General features: G+C 61.4%; 15 protein-coding genes. 3 read left to right on the top strand and 12 right to left on the bottom strand.

All coding sequences use genetic code 11. The features are described 5' to 3' along the window. The first annotated feature begins 147 nt into the window (after nucleotides 1–147). From CXY77_RS03055 to CXY77_RS03045, 3 genes are all read left to right on the top strand, one after another. Nucleotides 148–1404 (top strand): NAD(P)/FAD-dependent oxidoreductase, encoded by a 1257-nt coding sequence (locus CXY77_RS03055; RefSeq protein WP_104129642.1) that lies wholly within the window; start codon nucleotides 148–150, stop codon nucleotides 1402–1404. Between the two features lie 69 nt (nucleotides 1405–1473). Continuing rightward, nucleotides 1474–2403 carry a 4,5-dihydroxyphthalate decarboxylase gene (locus CXY77_RS03050; protein ID WP_104129641.1) on the top strand — a complete coding sequence of 310 codons (930 nt, stop codon included), beginning with the start codon at nucleotides 1474–1476 and terminating at the stop codon, nucleotides 2401–2403. Continuing rightward, nucleotides 2400–2852, top strand: coding sequence for an RpiB/LacA/LacB family sugar-phosphate isomerase (locus CXY77_RS03045; protein ID WP_199181866.1), 453 nt, complete (start codon nucleotides 2400–2402; stop codon nucleotides 2850–2852). The genes CXY77_RS03050 and CXY77_RS03045 overlap by 4 nt, the downstream gene beginning before the upstream one ends. A 310-nt stretch (nucleotides 2853–3162) precedes the next feature. Here CXY77_RS03045 and CXY77_RS03040 read toward each other — a convergent pair whose 3' ends face one another. The 12 genes from CXY77_RS03040 to CXY77_RS02985 all read right to left on the bottom strand — a co-directional run bounded on the left by CXY77_RS03040 (nucleotide 3163) and on the right by CXY77_RS02985 (nucleotide 19404). Continuing rightward, entirely contained in the window at nucleotides 3163–4314 is a 1152-nt protein-coding gene (locus tag CXY77_RS03040) for an MFS transporter (RefSeq protein ID WP_104129640.1), read from the bottom strand. An 82-nt stretch (nucleotides 4315–4396) separates the two neighbouring features. Continuing rightward, nucleotides 4397–5887, bottom strand: a complete 1491-nt coding sequence (locus CXY77_RS03035) for an ethanolamine ammonia-lyase reactivating factor EutA (protein ID WP_199181865.1) — start codon at nucleotides 5885–5887, stop codon at nucleotides 4397–4399. 134 nt (nucleotides 5888–6021) lie between these two features. Next, nucleotides 6022–7137, bottom strand: a complete 1116-nt coding sequence (locus CXY77_RS03030; RefSeq protein ID WP_104129639.1) for an ethanolamine ammonia lyase-activating protein — start codon at nucleotides 7135–7137, stop codon at nucleotides 6022–6024. A gap of 34 nt (nucleotides 7138–7171) precedes the next feature. After that, entirely contained in the window at nucleotides 7172–8398 is a 1227-nt protein-coding gene (locus tag CXY77_RS03025; protein WP_104129638.1) for an MFS transporter, read from the bottom strand. Between the two features lie 21 nt (nucleotides 8399–8419). Continuing rightward, on the bottom strand, nucleotides 8420–9532 hold the full coding sequence (locus CXY77_RS03020) for a cupin domain-containing protein (protein ID WP_104129637.1): 1113 nt from the start codon (nucleotides 9530–9532) through the stop codon (nucleotides 8420–8422). Between the two features lie 14 nt (nucleotides 9533–9546). After that, on the bottom strand, nucleotides 9547–11031 hold the full coding sequence (locus CXY77_RS03015; protein WP_104129636.1) for an ethanolamine ammonia-lyase reactivating factor EutA: 1485 nt from the start codon (nucleotides 11029–11031) through the stop codon (nucleotides 9547–9549). A gap of 40 nt (nucleotides 11032–11071) precedes the next feature. Beyond that, complete coding sequence (locus CXY77_RS03010) at nucleotides 11072–12196, bottom strand: ABC transporter ATP-binding protein (RefSeq protein WP_199181864.1); 1125 nt, start codon at nucleotides 12194–12196, stop codon at nucleotides 11072–11074. A 66-nt stretch (nucleotides 12197–12262) separates the two neighbouring features. Further along, a complete protein-coding gene (locus tag CXY77_RS03005; RefSeq protein ID WP_104129634.1) occupies nucleotides 12263–13975 on the bottom strand; it encodes an iron ABC transporter permease in 1713 nt (570 codons plus the stop codon). Nucleotides 13976–14057: 82 nt separating this feature from the next. Continuing rightward, on the bottom strand, nucleotides 14058–15146 hold the full coding sequence (locus CXY77_RS03000; protein WP_158252761.1) for an ABC transporter substrate-binding protein: 1089 nt from the start codon (nucleotides 15144–15146) through the stop codon (nucleotides 14058–14060). 64 nt (nucleotides 15147–15210) lie between these two features. Beyond that, nucleotides 15211–16089 (bottom strand): NAD(P)-dependent oxidoreductase, encoded by an 879-nt coding sequence (locus CXY77_RS02995; RefSeq protein ID WP_104129632.1) that lies wholly within the window; start codon nucleotides 16087–16089, stop codon nucleotides 15211–15213. Between the two features lie 4 nt (nucleotides 16090–16093). Next, nucleotides 16094–18241, bottom strand: coding sequence for an acetate--CoA ligase family protein (locus tag CXY77_RS02990; protein ID WP_104129631.1), 2148 nt, complete (start codon nucleotides 18239–18241; stop codon nucleotides 16094–16096). 56 nt (nucleotides 18242–18297) lie between these two features. Beyond that, on the bottom strand, nucleotides 18298–19404 hold the full coding sequence (locus CXY77_RS02985) for a mandelate racemase/muconate lactonizing enzyme family protein (protein ID WP_104129630.1): 1107 nt from the start codon (nucleotides 19402–19404) through the stop codon (nucleotides 18298–18300). Nucleotides 19405–19410 lie beyond the last annotated feature (6 nt).

Below are 19410 nucleotides of genomic sequence, written 5' to 3'. Positions count from 1 at the left end.
ACACACTTGGACGATGGCTCCCCTGACGCGAACGCCGCGCTGCGTGTTGGATACAGGCTGCTGCAGGGTTCCACGGAGCTGACGCCAGGAACGATGTCCCCGCTGCATGAATAATGCGGTATAATGGTCTTACCTTTAGGAGGGCGAATGAACAGCACCGAACCGTCGCGAACGTCCGCCGGCACCCTGGTCATCGGAGCAGGCCAGGCGGGTCTGCAACTCGCATCAAGCATGCGGGAACTGGGCTACTCCAGACCGATCACCGTCATCGGCGGTGAGGCCCATCCCCCCTATCAGCGACCCCCGCTATCGAAGGCCTTCCTGAATAGCACGGTGACTGTCGACGAGCTCTCCCTGCGCAGCGCCGAGTACTACACCGAGAACGACATCTCCATTGTCTCCGGCGAGTGGGTCGAGAAGGTCGTACTGGATGAGACGAACGGCAGCGCCGGCGAGGCGACCACCCGCTCCGGCCACACGTTCCCGTTCGAGCGCATCGCCTTCACGGTCGGCGGCACGCCGCGCCGGATGCACGTGCCTGGTGCCGAACTGAGCGGCATCCACTACCTCCGCACAGTCGATGACGCCCTCGCGCTGAAGACCGATCTTGAGGGCGCCGCGCACATCGTCGTCGTAGGCGGTGGGTTCGTGGGACTCGAGATCGCGGCATCCGCCACCGCCCAGGGCAAGAAGGTTACGGTACTCGAGGCTCAGGATCGCCTGATGGCTCGTGTCGTCGCGCCGGTGATGTCGGGCTTCTACGCGAACGCGCACCGTCGTCGCGGCACGGAGATTGTGCTGGATGCCGCGGTGACCGGCTTCCGCGGCAATGACCGGGTGTCCGGAGTAACGCTCGCGAATGAACGTGTGATCGACGCGGACATGGTCGTCGTCGGCATCGGTCTGATCCCACACACCAAACTCGCGACGGCTCTGGGGATAGCCACCGAGCGCGGGATCGACGTCGACGCGTACGGCCGCACCCGCATCCCAGGAATTGTCGCGGCCGGTGACTGCGCGAACAGTGCACATCCTATTCACGGTGCAGTGCGCCTGGAGTCAGTGCCCAACGCGATTGCGCAAGCAAAGACTGCCGCAGCCGCCCTCCTTGGCCTCGAACCCGGCAACCCGGCGGTGCCGTGGTTCTGGTCCGACCAGGCCGATCTCAAGCTGCAGATGGCCGGCCTCTCGATCAGCTACGACCAGGTCGTCGTGCGTGGCGAGCCCGACAGCGAGCAATTCTCTGCGCTGTACTACCGCGAAGGACAGCTCATCTCAATCGAGGCTGTCAACTCCCCCGCCGACTACATGGCTGCCCGCCGCATCCTCGAATCGGGCGGAAATATCCCCATAGATACTGCCGGCGACACGCGTATTCCGCTGAAGACCCACTTCGTCATCTAATTATATTGGCCTGATGGTCAGGCTATACGTCAGCATGTCCCAACGATTCACTCGACACACGGAGGATCCATGAGGCTCTCGACTCTCACCCGCCCCCAGGGCGCCAACCGCGCGCTGATCGACGGCGATGTCATCGCCCCTGGCTTCGAGTTCGACTTTGCCGATGAACCGGTTCTGGTCAAGGGCTTCCGCAAGATGGTCCGCAACCTCGAATTCGATGTCGCTGAGATGGCGCTGACCACTTACATCACGGCGAAAGAGCATGACGTGGCCTTCACCGCGCTGCCGATCTTCCTCGTGCGAGACTTCCACCACGGTGCGACCCAGACGCTCCGCTCGAGCAGCGACCGCCCAATCGCCGACTTCGCCGGCGGTCGCCTCGGCGTGAACCGCGGCTACACCGTGACCACCGGCGTGTGGGGACGCGCCGCTCTCGCGGCGAACGGCCTGGACCTCGAATCGGTCACATGGGTGTGCTCAGGCGAAGAGCACGTCGCCGAGTACGCACCGCCCGCCAACGTGATCGGAGCGCCCGAGGGCACCACGCTGGAGGAGATGCTGCTTGCCGGAGAGCTCGACGCCGTCGTCGGGGCGGGCATCAGCCACCCCGACGTCGTTCCGCTGTTCAGCGACCCCGATGGAGCCGCGGCGGAGGTGTTGCGCGAGCGCGGAATCTTTCCGATCAATCACCTCATCGTCGTGCGCGACGAGCTGCTCGCCTCAAACTCTGACGTCGCTCATGCGGTCTTCGAGGCCTTTGCGGAGGCGAAGCGCATCTACACAGCGCAGCTGACCGATCTGCCGACGGACAGCCGCCAGAACCGAGTCCTTGCCCGCGTGACGCGGATCACCGGTGCCGATCCGTTACCCTACGGCCTTGAGGGAAACCGAGCCACCCTCGAGGAGCTCATCGATAACGCGGTGCGTCAGCACATCATCCGTCGTCGTCCATCGCTGGAGGAGTTGTTCGCAGTCGACACGTTGGAGCTCCGGGGATGACCCTGCGGATCACGATAGCCGGGGATCACAACGGCATTCCACTGATCGATCGGATTGTGACCGTCCTGACCGCGCGGGGTCACGAGGTCTCCGACCTGACCCAGCGCGACGACGGCCCCGTTGATTATCCTCCGCTGTGCGCGGCCGTCGGCCGGGCCGTGGCGCGAAGGGAGGCCGATCTCGGAATCGTGGTCGGCGGCAGTGGCCAGGGCGAGGTCGTCGCGTGCAACAAAGTTCGCGGAGTCCGCGCCGGTCTGGCATACTCCGAGTTCGCAGTCGACATCTCGCGCGGCAACAACGATGCGAACGTGATCGTGATCGGCGCAAAAATTACCGACGAGCAGACGTCCCTCGCTCTGCTCGACCGCTGGCTCGCCACGCCCTTCAAAGGCGGCGTTCACGCACAGCGGGTCGCACAGATCGCCCGAATCGAACAGGGGGAGGCCTGAGCGCTCCAGGACACGCCGACTGCCCACCCGCATCATTCGCGGGCGAAAAACTCCCACGGGTACGCCGCCGTGCTCGCGGAGGTCAGCTCCACCACCGAAACGTCCCAGCACTCGGAATGAACCGTCTGTAAGACTTTCTTGCTGCTGACCGGGGATAGCGCAGTTGCGGAGTCTTGTTACTCGCGCATGAAGACGGAAATGTATGACCAGCACCACTTCGAGAATCACCTCGCCGCGCGCACTGCGGTGATGGAGTGTAGAAAATCCTGAACAAACGGCGCAACCTCAGGAGCCGACGAACACCCGCAGTTCACCGCCCCCGTAGACGGATGAGCGCGGCGGGCAGGCCAACCACCGTGGCAACCATGGCCGTTGCGAGCGCGACCGTTGGCAGGACGAGCACCAGCGCTCCAATGCCCATCGGAACGACGAACATCGCCACCGCACGGTAGGTTCCGGCCGCGGCAATCGATCGGCCCTGGTCCTCGGGACCTACCGCCTCCGAGGCGAGCGTGGGCCCGAGAGTCTGCAGCAGTCCACCGCCTACTCCAGAAATGAAGAGAAACAGGCCGACGAGCCACAGTGACGACGCCACGAAGGAGACGGCCGTGATGCCGCCGATCGCGAGCAAGGTGCTGAGCACCGCGGAAGCACGTACCCCTCTCTGACGCACGGGGTGCGCGATCGACGATCCGAGCAGCGCGGCGAGATTGGCAAGACTGGACAAGATCCCGACTACAGGAATGGAATGGCCGGCATCCGTCAGCACCAGAGGCAGGTAGGAGATGGTTATCGAGCGCCACGTTCCAGCTGAAACTCCCATCCATCCCGCGGCCACTACGCCGGGCTGTAACCACACCGGTCGTTCGCGCTCACCCGCGGTCGGCTTGCCCCGGGCGAATGGGTCATACCGAGTGAGCGTCATCGCTGCTGGCATCGCCGCCGCCGCGATGCCGGCCGCGATCAGCAATGCCGTCTGCAACGAGCCACCCCCGATGACTCCGGCAAGTACCGGGCCAATGAGTTGGCCGGTGCCGTTGGTGACATTCATCAGGGAGAGCGCCGAGACCGCCGAACGCTTGCCCCGCACCACGTGCATCTGTGAGCCCGTGAAAAAGTACGCGCGCGCGACGCCCTGCAGCAACTGTGATAACACGAAGACCCACAGCTCGTCGCTTAGCCCGAGGAGCAGGCACGATGCCAGGATCACACCAAGTGCCAGAATAAGAAAGAACTTCGTCGGGACGCGGTCCATGAGCGGCCCCATACCCATGCGGGCAATAATCTGCGTCACCGCGGCTGTGGCAACAAGGAATCCCACCGCCGCCAAGCTGTAACCGGATGCGGCGGCGACAAGGGGCACCAGAACCATCGCCATGCTCAACGATGTCGAGAACAGAAAGATTGTGGTCCCGGCGAGTAGATCCTGCTGGTCGGGCCCCCCGGCCCCTCGCAGCCTCATGACGCCTCTCCTGTGCACCAGCCGAGTGAGTCACCCTCGCGGCCCGGCATGCCGCGGGTGCTGAAGCGACCGCTCACGGGCTTCAGCCGATCATCCGGTCGCCGAAAACCAGCGACTTAATCGTAACGGGCACGGTACCGGAGGGCTGACGTAGACGCCCGAGATCGACGTAGTCGAAATCGCGGAGGTTCAGCCCATCGAGAACCAACAGACCGCTGGTCACACCGAGTTCCTCGCGCAGCATGCGGCCCAATGTCAGTCCGACATCGGCGTTGAGCACGAGAATGGTTGGAAGCCCCTGTTGGATGCGCTCCGCTAGCCCGTCACGCACGCCGACCGCGAGCGAGCGCAGACGCTGGTAGGTAGGAAATCCGCTCCATATCAGCGCGACCGCGATATCGTCGTCGGGGCCAATTCCGAAGGCGGCCAACCGACTCCGGACGGCCGTGGCGATCTCCAGCGCGTCGACGTCACACTGCGGGTCGTCGGAGAGTACATACTGCGGCGCGATGACCTGCAGGTTGCGTCGCGGCAGCAACACATCGGCGTCTTCGTGATGGGTGGTGATGCCCGAGAGCTGCACGCTGTACTCCGAGGCACCCAGAACTGTGGCTCTGATGCGCTCTGCCGCCTCCAGCAGTGAAAGTCCGAGCCGGTCGACGTGCCTGCGCAGCGCATGCCCGAGCCGTAAGCCGAGGTCTCCGAAGTCCCTGGTCTCTAGGTGGTAGACATATTCTCCCACGCCGCCCGAGAACACCAGGCCGTCGAGCGATTCGATCTCGACTACGAGCGGGTCAGTCAGCCACAGCTGTTGGTCCCCGCCACCCTGCAACAGGGTGAAGACAGTCTCCGCCATCTTCTCCGCAATGAGGTCGAGTTCGTCGGATGTGACAGTCTCTCCGAGGGCCAGCGCTCGGGCTGCCTGCGCCGCGTGCACGTTACCGGCGGGCTCCAGCCGCGTGATAACACCGTCCTCGTGGGCCAGCAGGCGACCGCCCACATGCAGAGCCGCCGTGGTGCGGACCTGGCCGGACTCGATCAGGCTGAGTTTTGTTGTTCCCCCGCCGACGTCGACGTTCAGAACGCGCAGGCCCCCCTCGTGAGAGGACTTCACCGCACCCGAGCCGTACGCGGCCAGCATCGCCTCCATATGGTGCCCGGCCGTAGCGCAGACGACGTCGCCTGCTCGCTCGGCAATGACAGTTCCGATCGCCTCGGAGTTCTCGCGCCGCAGTGCTTCACCGGTGAGGATGACCACGCCGGTGTCGATGTCTTCTGGCGCAAGTCCTGCCTCGGCGTACGCCTTGTCGAGCAGGCCGCCCAGTCGCGCCGCGTCGATCGTAAGATCGGCCGCGAACGGCGTGAGGTGGAGTGCGGAGCGGTAGAGCGTATCCCGCTCCACGACAATGTAGCGTGAAGTTAGGTCCTCCCCCTTTCGACGCAGGACGAGTCGCGAAAATGCAACTTGCGTTCCCGCCGAGCCGATATCCACGCCCACGCTGAGCATCTCAACGTTGTCACGCTGCCAAATCGGGTTATCGGCGAAAGCGATGGCCAGATCCTGTCCGTCCAACTCGGTATCGTGATCGTGGCCTTCATGATCGTGATCGGACCCGGAATCGTCGAGTCCGTTCCGCCTAAGCGCGACCTCGGGTTTTGTGGCGTGCGAGTGAGAGGTGTCAGCGTGGACGTGCACAGCGTTGTTCCTTACGGCTTAGGCGGCAGATCGGCAAGCTCCGCCTCGTAGACGGCGTCCATCTGCGGTTTCAGACCGATCTGGGCAAGCTCCGTCGTGAAGGTGTCGCGCACAACTGATGACTCGTCGGCATAGTCGATCTGGTCGCCGCCGACGCGCTGGCTGATCCAGGCTTTCGGCACCCCCTGAGCGTTTCGGATTGAAACCACCTCGTGCTTGAAGGCCAGATACCGTGCCGGCTCGGTGCCTGTATTAAAGTGCTGATGATACCAAAGGTTCGGTGGAACGATCATAGAACCCGCGTGCCACTCGTAGCGGCGCGGCTCCTCGCCCTCCGGCCACATTAGGCTGTAGCCCTCCCCTGAGAGGATGATGACGTGCGCACCCGGGCCGTGACGGTGGCCCTTTTTGTAGGTCGCGGGAGGGAACTCCGAGATGTGACTGTTCATCGAGCCGCGTGCCATGGTGAATCGGATGTGACCGCCACCGGCACCACGTTCCTTTGCCGGGATGAGCGGGAGACCGATCGAGTCCCACACGAAGTTAGTCTTCAGCAGCAGGCCGTCCTGTTCGTCCTTGTTGTCGAAGTAGTCCGGCTCGCCGTTGAAGCGAGTTGGGAAGTCGTATGATGTTTTGAAAACGAACTCCGGGTCGTCGTACATATTGATGATGCCTGGGGCGTTCGTCGAGGAGACGAAGCGCGCGACCTCGGAACCCGAGCCGTTGAAGTGCTGGTGGATCGTGTTCAGCGGGATCGCGAACAGTGAGCCGGGGCCCCACTCGAAAGCAACTTTCTTGCCTTCGTCGTTCCAAACGGCGGTGGAGCCGTGGCCGGCGAGGACGAGGATCATCTCCTCGAAGAGCTGGCGCTGAGGAGCGAATGTTCCGCCGGCTGGAATCTCAGCGACATAGCAGTCGTTCGAAGTGCGTGATGCCTCGTGATTGATGTACACACCACGGCCACCCCGCCGCGCCCAGTCCTTTAACTCCACCGTCTTCAGGTCCTCGACGTAATGAGCAGCGATAATATCTAGGCCCTCGGCAGCGACCCAGCGCACGTAGGGGCTGTCCTTCTCTGTCTTGAACTTCTTCGCAAGGTCCTCAGAGACCAACGCGTCCTTTGCCATTGTGTTTCCTTTCTTTGACTTTTTTTGTCTCTCGCTAGCGCGAGGACACCTTTGCGCCGGCATACTCGCGCACTATGTTTGCCCGCTGCAGAAACGCGATCGCCGAGACGGCGGTCAATATCCCACCCGCTGTGAGCGCCCCGACCGGGCCCAGCATCGATGCCACCTTGCCCATCAGCGCGTCGCCGAGGGCCGGCCCGCCGCGTGACGCCATCTGATAAAGGGCCGTCACCCGACCGCGCACTTCGTCCGGCGTCTCAAGCTGGACAGCCGCGTGCCTGATGGTTGTGGTGACCGCGTCGAAGGCACCGAGCAGCAGACAGGCCGGAAGTGCCACCCAGAACAGGCCTGCGTGCGCCAGCAGGATCGCGGCCCCGCCATACAGCGATGTCATCGAAAGCAGGATCCAACCAAGCTTGTCACTGCGCGTCATCAGCCTGAAGATCGTGTACGAGGCCAGTAACGCGCCAGCAGAGGGTGCAGCCGCCAGCACTCCGTAGCCGACTCCACCTACTTTCAACACGTCCGTCGCGAGCGCAGGCAGCAGAACACGGTAGGCGCTGAAGAGCGTCGCAGACAAGTCGAGCGACATCAACATCCAAATTATCTTGCGCCCCTTGATGAACATGAAGCCGTCCTTGATCTGCTTAAGGATCGTCTCGTGCTTTGGCGCACCGGGCAGCTTCGGGATCCTGATGAAGAACAGCGCGATCACCATCGCGAGATATGACAGCACGTCGAAGGTGTACATCAGCTGCGCGCCACCGAATGCGATGAAAACGCCACCGAGGCCTGGGCCCACGAGGACCGCAAGCGCTCGGGATGGATTGATCAACGCGAACGCCTGCGGCAGTTGCTCTCGTTTGACGAGCGCAGGGATAATCGCAGCTCGCGTGGGGGAGTCGAAGGTTGCGGCGGCCGTCAGCAGGACGACGGCGAAGTAGATCGCCCAGATCGTGACCACACCGGTGGCGGTCACGATCGCAAGCCCCAAGGCGACCAGCATGGCCGCGAACTGTGTGGCCTGCAGGAGTCGCTTTCGGTCGAGGCGATCCGCGTACACTCCACCGAGCGGCGAGAGCACGAGGATTGCGACCCCCTGAGCGGCACCAACGAGACCGGTGTGCACAAACGATCCCGTCAGTTGGTAGACGTGAAACAGGATGGCGGCAGTGGTCCCGCGCGTGCCGATCTCGGAAACGATGACGCCAACCCAATAGAGATTGAAGCTTCGGTTCCTGAGTATCTCGGGGAGGGTCATGGATGCCTCAGAGCAGCCGCTCTACGACCAAGAGAACGAGGGATCGGTGTATGCCTCGTCCGGCATCAGCGAGGTGAGGTTACGCTGCGCGAGATCCTCCTCGAACATCGCCCGGATCGATGGGTCTTCGTTGACATACTCGACCTGATCGTTCGCGTTTACGACCTTTTCGGTGTAACCGTTCAGCTGAATCGGCGGGTGAATGGCGAGATAGCGGGCAGGCTCCAACCCGACGTTGAAGTGCTGGTGGAACCAGCGGTTGGGGGGAACGAACATCGACCCCTCTTGCCAGCGCACGACGACCTTCTCCTCCCCTTCCTTCCACATAAGCGAGTAGCCCTCGCCCTTCGGAATAAGAATGGCGCGCCCAGGCCCGTGGCGATGTCCCTTCTTATACGTCTGAGGAGCAAACACCGACATATGCGCGCTCATATCCGTACCAGCGAACTGAATGCGCACTGTCTTGCTGCCAGCACCACGCTCGCTGTTCGAGTCCAGCCGATCCCATGCGCTCATGTCGGGGTAGAAGCGTCCATACCAGTACGCCACCCCCTTACCGCGCTGACCATTGATCCAACGGTATCCCTCACCACCCGCGATGTTCGCCGCGTCTCCGAAGGCCGTTGGCTTGTCAGAACCGTTATCTCCAGCGGGACGATACGGGTTCTTCAGGAAGAAGTCCGGATCAGTGACGACCGACAGTGCGAGCGGAAGATAGGTGTAGTGAATGAGACGCACGCTCTCCCCGCTGAGGTTTCGGAACCGCCTGTTCGCGTGTGCGGGAACCAGGAACATGCTCCGAGTGTTCCACTCGAACGAATCACTGTGCCCGTCTCCGTCTTCCACCAGAGTCGCGCCATTGCCTTTGAGGACATACACGACCTCATCAAGTCCAATGGAGTATGAGGGCAGGGTTTCCCCGGGCGGAATCTCCGTGATTCTAGTTTCGCTCACACCCTCCTGCCCCTCAAGCTGCACGAAACCGGTCTGGCATCCGCGCTCTTCCCACCAGCCCAACTCAATCGTCCGCAAGTCCGAGATATAGAAGCCCGTGTGGATCGGGACCCCCACCGATTCAATCCACTCGTCGTAAACAAACCGCGTGCGCGGCGATGGCTCTGTCGTGTTCGTCATTTCAGGGTTTCCTTTCATCGGCTGACCACTGTCAGCCCGGTCTGTTTCCGAGTCATGAATGTCAAAGATTTCAAAGTCACCGGAATCGCGTCGACGAGCCCGAGCGCGGCACCGATGTCTGCGTAGTCCAGGTCGCCAGCGGAGATGCCATCGAGCACGACCAACTCCCCTGTCCAACCCAACTCCACAGTGATGATGACCCCGAGAGCGAATGCAACATCCGCGTTAAGGGCAACGACGAGCGGTGAACCCACGTGCGCAATTTTCAACAGTTCCCGTGCGACATCCTTGAGCAGGAAGTAATCAGGCTGGCCGTCGAACACCAGCGCGTAGCACGGCCGCACGCCGACATCGTCGAGAGCGAAAGTGTTGCGTGCAGCCAACAACCTGTCTGCCAGACCCTTGACCTGGGAATCATCGACCACGGCTGCAACGACTTTCAGGCCAGCCAGGGGAAGAACTCCGTCAGTGACAAACGACGTTATGCCGCTGATCCGGATGGAGTATTGCCCCGCACCGAGCACGGTAGCTCGAATCCCCCGCGAATCGTCCATGATCGGGTACCGGGGTTCCGCGCGTTCGAAACCACGCTTCAACTCTTCGCCGAGGAAGATGCCGAGGTCACCGAAGTCCTGGTCGCTGTGTCCAAGAATGTACTCCGCGACACCGCCAGAGAAAGTGACGGCGTCTATGTCGTCAAGCATCCCTGTCGGCAAGGGATCAGTCACCCACAGCTGAGAGACGAGATCGTGCGCGCGGGGATCCTGCGTCTTGAAGATCACACCGAGCAGCAGCGTGGCCTGCAAGTGGGCTATCCGGCGACGCAGCTCGTCTGTGACATCATCGCCCATGTCAAGCCTCTCATCGAGCGCAGCCAGCAGCGGCACCAAGGGCGGCTCGATCCGTTCGGCTCGCCCGGTGGCACCCCGCGCGAGCAACCGCGCGCCAATGCTCAGAGCAGCAGTCGAGAGGATTTCACCATCCTGCACGACGGAGAGCTTGGTCGTCCCCCCACCGATGTCCAGATTGAGGATGCGCCGTCCATTCGCTGACGCCTCAACTGCTCCCGAGCCGTGGGCGGCGAGTAAAGCCTCATAGTGCGGGCCGGCCGCGACGCACATCGACGACCCAACGTGCATCGACACCGTCTGCGCGAGCGCCGGCGCGTTGTCACGATTCGCAGCTTCGCCGGTGACGATAACGACGCCGGTGTCGGCTGGGCCATGGGCTTCCAATAGGCGACCGTATTCCCGAGCGATGAACGATTCCACCGCAGCGGCATCAATGTGCGCCTCGTCGAGGTAGGGCGTGAGCATGATGTCCGAATGGTAAAGCTCCTCGCGCGACGAAACCTCGTACTGGCTCGACAAGGCCATGCTGTCGCGCCTGAGCGTTACCTCCGAGTACGTCAGGTGCGAAGTAGCTGAGCCGATGTCAACTCCGAGAGACCTCAAGACCAACACGTCCGGGTTCTGCTCCTGAAAATTCACCGCAACCATCCAGGCCTCATATCTTCACCATGCGTACGCCTCGCCGTAATCACGCGACTGGCACAAGCTTCGCCTTGCTTTCGGCGAGGAACACCGAGACGTCCTCGCCGCGTGCAAAACTCGCTTCGGTCGAGGTTCGCGCCTTCAGCTCATCGTCACCGACGCGAATGATGTAGTCGATCGAGTCCCCCTGGTATGCACGACCGACGATGACCCCATCGAGGAAGTTTTTGCCGGAGATGTGCCCCCGCGGTGTGATCTCGAGGCTCTCCGGCCTGAGCGACGCGATGGCTGCACTGCCCACCGCGATATCGGCGGAAGTGTTGATCTCCAACTGACCATGGCACGTTTCGAGGATGACGAAACCATTTGCGACCGACAGCACTCGCCCCTCGATGAAGTTGGCCGTGCCGATGAAGTTCGCGACGAACTTCGAAGCGGGCTCGGTGTAGATCTCACGGGGAGTGCCGATCTGCTCGACCTTGCCTTCGCTCATCACCGCGATCTTGCTCGACAGCGCCAGCGCCTCTGCCTGATCGTGAGTTACATAAACGGTGGTGATGCCGAGTTCGCGTTGAAGACGACGCAACTCGAACCTCAGCGATTCCCGCAGCTTGGCATCGAGGTTCGACAGCGGCTCATCGAGCAGAAGCAGATCGGGTTCGGTGACGATGGCCCGCCCCAGCGCAAGTCGCTGCTGCTGTCCTCCCGACAGCATTGTCGCCGGCCTGTCAGCGAACCGCGAAAGCTCCATCGTCTCAAGCATGCGATCGACCCGCCGCGTGATCTCTGCCTTGGAAGGCCGCACCGCTCTGGCCATTACCTGCAGAGGGAAAGCGACGTTGTCGAACACGCTCATGTGCGGCCATATGGCGTAAGACTGGAACACCATGCCCAGAGCACGCCTGTTGACGGGAACGTTGACACGGGGAAGATGCCCCTCCTGACCCTCGAATAGGGCCGACCCTGCAAGGGAGATCGCGCCGCTTGTCGGCGTTTCGAGGCCTGCAATCGAACGTAGCGTCGTCGATTTACCGCACCCCGAGGGGCCGAGCAGCGTGAAGAAATCGCCCTCTTCAACCTCGAGGTCAACGCCCCGAATTGCAAAGGGGGGGGCATCGCCCTTCTTGCTCAGCGCTCCGCTGTCGCCGTCATAGCGCTTGCTGAGATTCACTACCGAAAGCACAAGTGTTCCTTCCTAAAACCAGATTTCCACCTGGCTGTAAAGCTCATCGTCGAGCTAGAGATTGAATCCGAACTTCTTGGCCATCCGAAACGCAATAAATCCGATCAAGATGCTGCCCACTGTCATACAGGTGCCGTAGGCGTTCAGCATCCCCCCCGTGCCGTCCTTCCACATGTCGAGCAGCTGCGTCGACAGAACGGGCGTATTGCCCGTGTAGACCATTGCAACAATCGACACATCCTTGAATGCATGGAAGAACACGTAGATCCACGCTCCGATGATCGCTGGCATGATCAGCGGCATGAGAATGCGTCGGAACACCGTGATCTCGCTGGCACCCGCAACGCGACTTGCGTCGTCGATGTCCTTACTGATCTGCACCAGCGACGGCTGAATATAACGGATGGCGTACGGAGCGTAGTGCGCGATAAAGGCGAAGATAATGATCCACAACGTGCCGTAGATTGCCGCAGGCACCCGGAGGTAGGTGATCAGGAATGCCAGACCGAGCACCACGCCCGGAATGACGATCGGCAGTGAAAGCACGCCGTCGAGCAGCTGCCGTCCGCGAATCCGCGTGCGTACGATGAAGTACGTGGCGAACAGACAGAGGAGCACGGTGAGGGTGGCGGAGACGACGCTCACTGTCAGCGTGTTCACGATTCCGTCAGCAAGACCGCGAAATTTTCCCACAGCGATGTAGTTCTCCAGAGTGAACTTTCCCATCCCCCCGTTGCGTCCGATCTGCGGCCAGAACGAGGTCAGCATCATTGCCAGCACCGGAGCAACCCACACCAAGGTACAGAACGCCGCGAGAACGCCAGCAACCCATCGCCAGGGGCCGAGATCCGATTCTTTGGCACGGAACGCCTTGCCGGTCACCGTCGTGTACTTACTGCTCAGCTTCGTCGCCCGGTAGTAGAGCCACAGTCCGAAGCTCAGGATGACGACAAGGATTGTTCCGAACGCCGCCGCCGAGGCATAGTCGGGGCTGAAGCTCTTGTGCAGCGTCGAGTAGATCTCGGTGGTGAACGTGCGGATGCCGGCGGAGCTGCCCAAGAACAAAGGCATCTCGAAGGCCTGGATAGCACGCACTACTACAAGAATCAGCACCGCGAGTATCGCCGGCGCCATCATCGGCGCCGTGATCCGGCGCAGAACGGTGAACCGTGATGCACCAGACGCTAGAGCTGATTCCTCCAGCGTTGCGTCCATCGACTTGAACGGTCCGACCAGCAGCAGAAAAACCATCGGAGCCCACGAGAACGATTGAAAGAGGATGATCATCGACATGGATTGAGCTATCGGCGACCAGCCGAAGGTTTGCTCGAAGAACAACGTAGCGATGCCAGCACCCTGACCGAAGATCTGCACCCACCCCACCGCCTCAATCATGCCGGGCACAGCGAAGGAAAGGAACACTCCGACGTAAATGAGGCCCTTACCCGCCATGTTGGTGCGCGCGACGCCCCATGCCATCACCCCGCCAAGCACGAGCGCGAGCAGACTCGCACCGCTGGCGAAGACAAAGGTCTGCTGCGCCACCTTCCAGAAGTCTCCACCGGTAAAGAGCTCGATGAAAGCCTCGAAGCCGAACGCGCCATCGCGGGTGCTTCCACTACCAGGGTGCAGGCTTGTCCATAGCATCAGCACAAGCGGCGGGAAGACAAGGAGGCATGATACGGCGGCGACGAAGACGAACACGAACTTCTGCCCGAGCCGCGGCCGGTTAATGCGTTGTGACGTTGGAATCAAGTCGGTTGCCATGACACTCTTTCAAATACGTCAGATTGTACGAACAGGGTGCGGTGGGGGCACGCTGAACCGGATCCGCGAGCCCCCACGGTGGTCAACGGAACGTGCTGTCGAATGTCTCCAGCCACATCACGGACGCCTCTTCGTACTCCTCGACGGTGACGTAGCTCTCATCCGGCACCCACGAGGTGAACCCAAGATCGGCGTCAGGACGCGGATACTTGGCGGCGTCATAGATCAGGGCGCCCTCTTTGCTGAGGATGAAGTCGAGAAAAAGCATGGACGAGCACGGGTGAGGCGCCTGCACGAACACACCGGCATAGCCCACATTCGCCGTCACAGGCTCGAGCGAAATCCATTTAATGGGCGAGTCGCCCTCGATCTGCTGCACGTGGTTGCGGAAGATTCCCGGTGAAGCGGTCACCTCACCCGAGGCGATCATCCCCGCCAGCGCCGAACCGGACACACTCTCGACGCGAACGTCCTGCTGGCCGAGGTTCGCAACAAACTCACCGCCGGCTTCTTCGCCCATGTTCGTCAGCAGGTTACCGAGGAAGCGGACACCGGTGGTCGAATCTGTGATCGCCAGGTTGCCCTTTAGCGCCGGGTTGAGCAAATCTTCCAGAGTGGATGGCACGTCGGACGCGGCGAGCTTGTCGGTGTTGTACGCGAATCCGACATACGAACTCCGATCACCGAGCCCCTGGATTTCCCCACTCTCAGACTTGATCGTGAAGCGGTCCGAGTAGTCGCCGGCGCTCGGTGTATTGAATTCACCAATGGCACCAAACGCGATGAGCTGGCGATAAGCGTCTGAACTCAGCTCAATGACGTCACCATTGGACTTGTTGGCGTTCGTCTCCTGCACCACACGCGAAGCAATATCCGTTTCGTCCCCTCGGAAGGTCACGATCTCGATATCGGGATACTTCGCGTTGAAGCCCTCGATGATTCCGTCATGAATCTGACCGGCCAGCGAGGTGTACCACTGCACCTCGTTGCCTTCTTCGGCAGCGCACGCCACCAGGTATTCTTGACGATCGTCGCCGTCGTACAAGAACACGTCGGCATTCCCAACGGCGTCCGTGCTCCCGCCGGCGTCCGCATTGCCCGTCGAAGCACAAGACGCCAGCCCCATGCTCAGTACAAGCATGAAACCGATCACAATAGATTTCTTACGCATTCGTCTACTCCTTTGTAGATTGTTGTTGTTTGCCAAACAAACCCGTTTAGTGAAGGCTGCTGCCTTACGCCACAGGCTCATCACGAAGCGTGATAAGTTCTCCGGTCAACTCAACGATGCCGCGCCCTGCGAGAAGCTGCGCGACGTTGTCGACGTTGATCTCGCGCATATATCCGCGCACGACTTCAGTGAAGCCCAGGTCACGCCCGACCTCAGCGGCCATTGCCACCGCATTGTCGGTGTCCTTTTCATACCAGGTGAAATTCATGTCTTCGAGTTCACGAAGTGTGCGCGAGTCGGTCGTTCCTACCTTTAGCGCCTCACGCATGACCACGGGGCTGACGCCGAGTTCGCTGCCGAGAGAGAGCGCCTCGATGACCGCGACGATCTCGCCCCAGTGGATCATGTTGTTCACTGTCTTGCCGATCTGTCCCGCCCCGATCGGCCCCAGTCGATTGACAAAGGCTGTCCACGGCTCAAGCACGGGCATGACCGCATCGATGGCCTCCGCATCTCCACCGACCATCAGACTGATGGTGCCATTGCCCGCACCCCGCACTCCCCCAGTGAGGGCTGCGTCGATGACGTGGATCCCGGCGAGCTTGAGCTCCTCGTAAAGTTCGCGGCATGTCGTGGACTGGGCCGATGTGTGGATGACGAAGACCGGATCCTCCGCCGACGAGACCAACGCGAACTCCGCGGCGACGCTCCTGACGTCGTCATCGGTCGGCACGAAGACCAGAACGACACGGCACTCGGAGAGATCCGACAGCGCGGATGCTGCCCTGCCACCTCGCTTCACGGCCTGCCGGAGATTAGCCTGATTCACATCAGAACAAATCACGTCGAAGCCCGCGTCCGCAAGGAATTTCACAATGGGCAAGCCCATTGCGCCTACGCCGACGATACCGACGGAATCTCCTGCTGCAACATTCTTAACCATGTCTTTACTCCCCCTTCATTCGGCGCGCTGCGGCCTCAACGTATACATCGACGACGAGCACACCCCTGCCCTGATCACGGACAAGTACTGGGTTGAGATCGAAACTCGTCACCAGGTTGCCCGGCGCAGCGATCGCACGGGAGATCGCAGAGATCATCTCGCTCAGCGCTTGATAGTCCTTGATACCAGTGCCTCGAACACCCTCAAGCAGCGGCCATCCCTTGAGCTCCTTCAGCTGCGAGAGCACCTGGGTGTTAGTCACCGGCGGGACGGCATACGAGACGTCCTTGAGCACCTCGAGGAAGATCCCGCCCAGCCCGAATGAGATCACGGGTCCAAGAATAGGATCGGTGTGCATGCCGACGAAGAACTCCTGACCCCCCGTCACCATCTCTTGGATCTCTAGTGCAACCTCGTCCGGCAGGTCCGTGACCGCCCTGGCCCGTACGATCATTCGCTCTGCGCTGTCACGCAACGCTTGCTCGTCGGCAATGCCGACCTCAACGAGACCGAGCTCGCTCTTGTGCGCTACGCCCGGGACGACGCCCTTCAGAACCAGCGGGAAAGTCATGTCTGATGCCGCAGCGACCGCTTCCGCGCTCGTATTGATCTTGGCCGCTCTGGTGAACGGAATGCCGTTCTTCGCCAGCCACGACATGGCGTCATCCCACCCTAGAGGCTCAGCCGCGGGCACATCTCCCACGGCGCCAGGCAGCGTCGGGAAATTCTCGCCCTCGTTCATCCCCGGCAACGCACGGTCCTGCCGCTGGATATTCGCGAGCGACCGGATCATCGAGTCGTAACTGGTGAGGAATGGGACACCGATCTCGGCGAAGAGATCGTACCAGTCAGCGGATGCTGTTTCGGCAACCCGCTGGACGAACACCACTTCCGCACCCGCACGACGAACCATCTCTGCCGAGCTCTTGTACATCTCGATGTGCATCGGAGTCGGTTCGAGCGCGAGGTTCAACCGCAGAACGACGACATCAACGTTCGGGTCCGAGGCAAGCGCCGAGAGGGATTCCTCGAAGGCCGCCGGAGCAGACGTACGAGTGTTGCGCAAGTCGAGCGGGTTGGCGAGAATGTTCGTCCGGCTCAGGCTGTCATCCAGCGCGCGTTGCGTCCGTTCGGTCACCTGCGCGAGTCGCAGGTCCTCATTCTCTGCGAGATCGCTGAGTAGACCACAATCGCCACCAGAGATCGTTGCGAGGGCGATGCCGCCGCGGTATTGCGCGCCGTCTCCCGCACCAAACAGCGCGATCGTCTCCATGAACTCCGTCAGGTCATTGACTACAAGCGCGCCGACTTGGCGAAAGAGAGCATCCCACACCGCCCCCGACGTCGCCATGCGGCCAGCATGCGATGCGACGTTCTTCATTCCAAGCTCGGACTTGCCGATGCTCAGCACCACCAACTGCTTCCGCTTCTTGCGCGCCTTCATCATCGCTTCGGCAAGGCGTCGTGGTCGCGAGGTCGATTCAAGCACGACCCCGATGACGTCGGCGTCGTCGTCGTCCGCAAACGCATCGATGAAATCGCCGAGGTCCATGACAGCTTCGTTGCCCACCGATACCGCCGACGAAAGCCCGATCCGTCTATGAGCAACCTGGTTCAATACAAGATTAAGCATGCCGCTGGATTGGAAGGCCAGTGCGACCTTACCCGTCGTGAGACGCGCCGGCACGTTACCGCCGACCCACGGTGCGATGTTGTGCGACGGCGACACGTAACCGAGACTGTTCGGCCCGAGAAGCACTAGTCCGTTCGATTCCGCTTGTTCGCGCAGCACTGCTTGCCTGCGGTCGCCCTCGGCACCCATCTCTGAGTAACCGTCGGCGATGACAAGCATGGCCTTCGCTCCGACAGCGATGGCGTCATCCACGACCGCTTCAACTCTTTCCACGCCGACAAGCGAAACGACAAGATCGGGCGCAACGGGCAGCGAACGCAGGTCGGAGTGAACTGGCCGACCGTCAATCTCGTCATAATTCGGGTTGATCAGGAACAGGTCTTGGCTCGAGACCCCAAACGCCGCGAGGTTGTTGATGACGCTCGTCGAGTAGTGTTTTCCAGGGGATGCCCCTACTACCGCGACGACCTTCACATCATGCAGGGCTAGCGGATCAAGCGACCTCTTCAGCGTAGGCATTTACCTTTTCCTCCGTAAGGGCTGAGACTGAGACTGAGACTGAGTGCGCTGCGCCGTCAGCGCAGCACGGTTCCCGGGATAAGGGAAACGCCGAGACCGGGTTCGACCGGCACCTTCACTGCGCCGTCGACGATGTCAAGGCCGGTGACGACGTCATTCAGCAGACGAGCGAACTCACCGACCTCCGCGTGCGGCTCAAGTCGCGGAAGCGCCGCTGCCGCGTGGAGCGCAGCCGCGTTCATTATCCGGCTGCCTACATGCGCACCGATGCGATGCGCGATCCCACGCGACTCGCACAGATTGGCGGCAAGCAGCAAAGAATCGAGGCCACCCAGCTTGCTGAGCTTGAGAGATACGGCGTCCACGGCATCCGCATTCAACATCGCAGCGATCGCGGTGAGCGAGTCGGCTGCTTCGTCCGCCTCGACAGTCATGTCGGTGTGAAAGCGCACCCACTTCAGCCCCTCAAGGTCCCGCTGGGGTACAGGCTGCTCAAAGATCTGCACGTCATAGTTACGAATGGCGTTAGCGAAGACGACAGCCTCTTTCGGGCTGTATGACTGATTGGCATCCACGGTCAGTGTCGCCGTGCCTCCAACGGCCCCACGAACTGCTGCAACACGGTCGACATCGAGCGCCAAGGATTGGTTATCGATCTTGATCTTAAAACAGTCGTAGCCTTCGGCCAGCAGCCCGCGCGCCACGCCCGCCATATCCTCCGGGGACTTGAGGGCGAGGATGCGATTCACACGGAGTGAGACATTATCTCGCCCACCGAAGAGCCGATAGAGCGGAACCCCTGCGCGTTTAGCGAGCAGATCGTGCCACGCCATATCGAACAACGAGCGGACTGGAGCTGGCAGCGACTGCTGCCACGGAGTTCCCAAGAGGGCACGGCGCTCCATCCCTGGCATGGCCTTGATCGCCGCGATCTTCTCGCGGACAACGGCGAGCATAACGTCCATGTGATAACCGAGGTGTGGCACCTCAGACGCGTAACCGAGACCGGTAGCCCCGTCGGCATCCTCGATTTCCACAAGGATGCCAACCGACTCAGCTCTAGCGCCCAGGGCGAAGCGCCAGGTCGGATCTTCCTTCGGCATAGTCACCGTCGTGATTCGAACATCTTCCAAGGGCGCCGCGCGCCGTGCCAGCTCTTGCATGATTCC

The sequence above is a fragment of the Cryobacterium sp. N21 genome, from assembly GCF_002929575.1.
Lineage (GTDB): Bacteria > Actinomycetota > Actinomycetes > Actinomycetales > Microbacteriaceae > Cryobacterium > Cryobacterium flavum.
The sequence above is the reverse complement of the archived record's forward strand: the minus strand, read 5'-3'. Positions and strand labels throughout refer to the sequence as shown.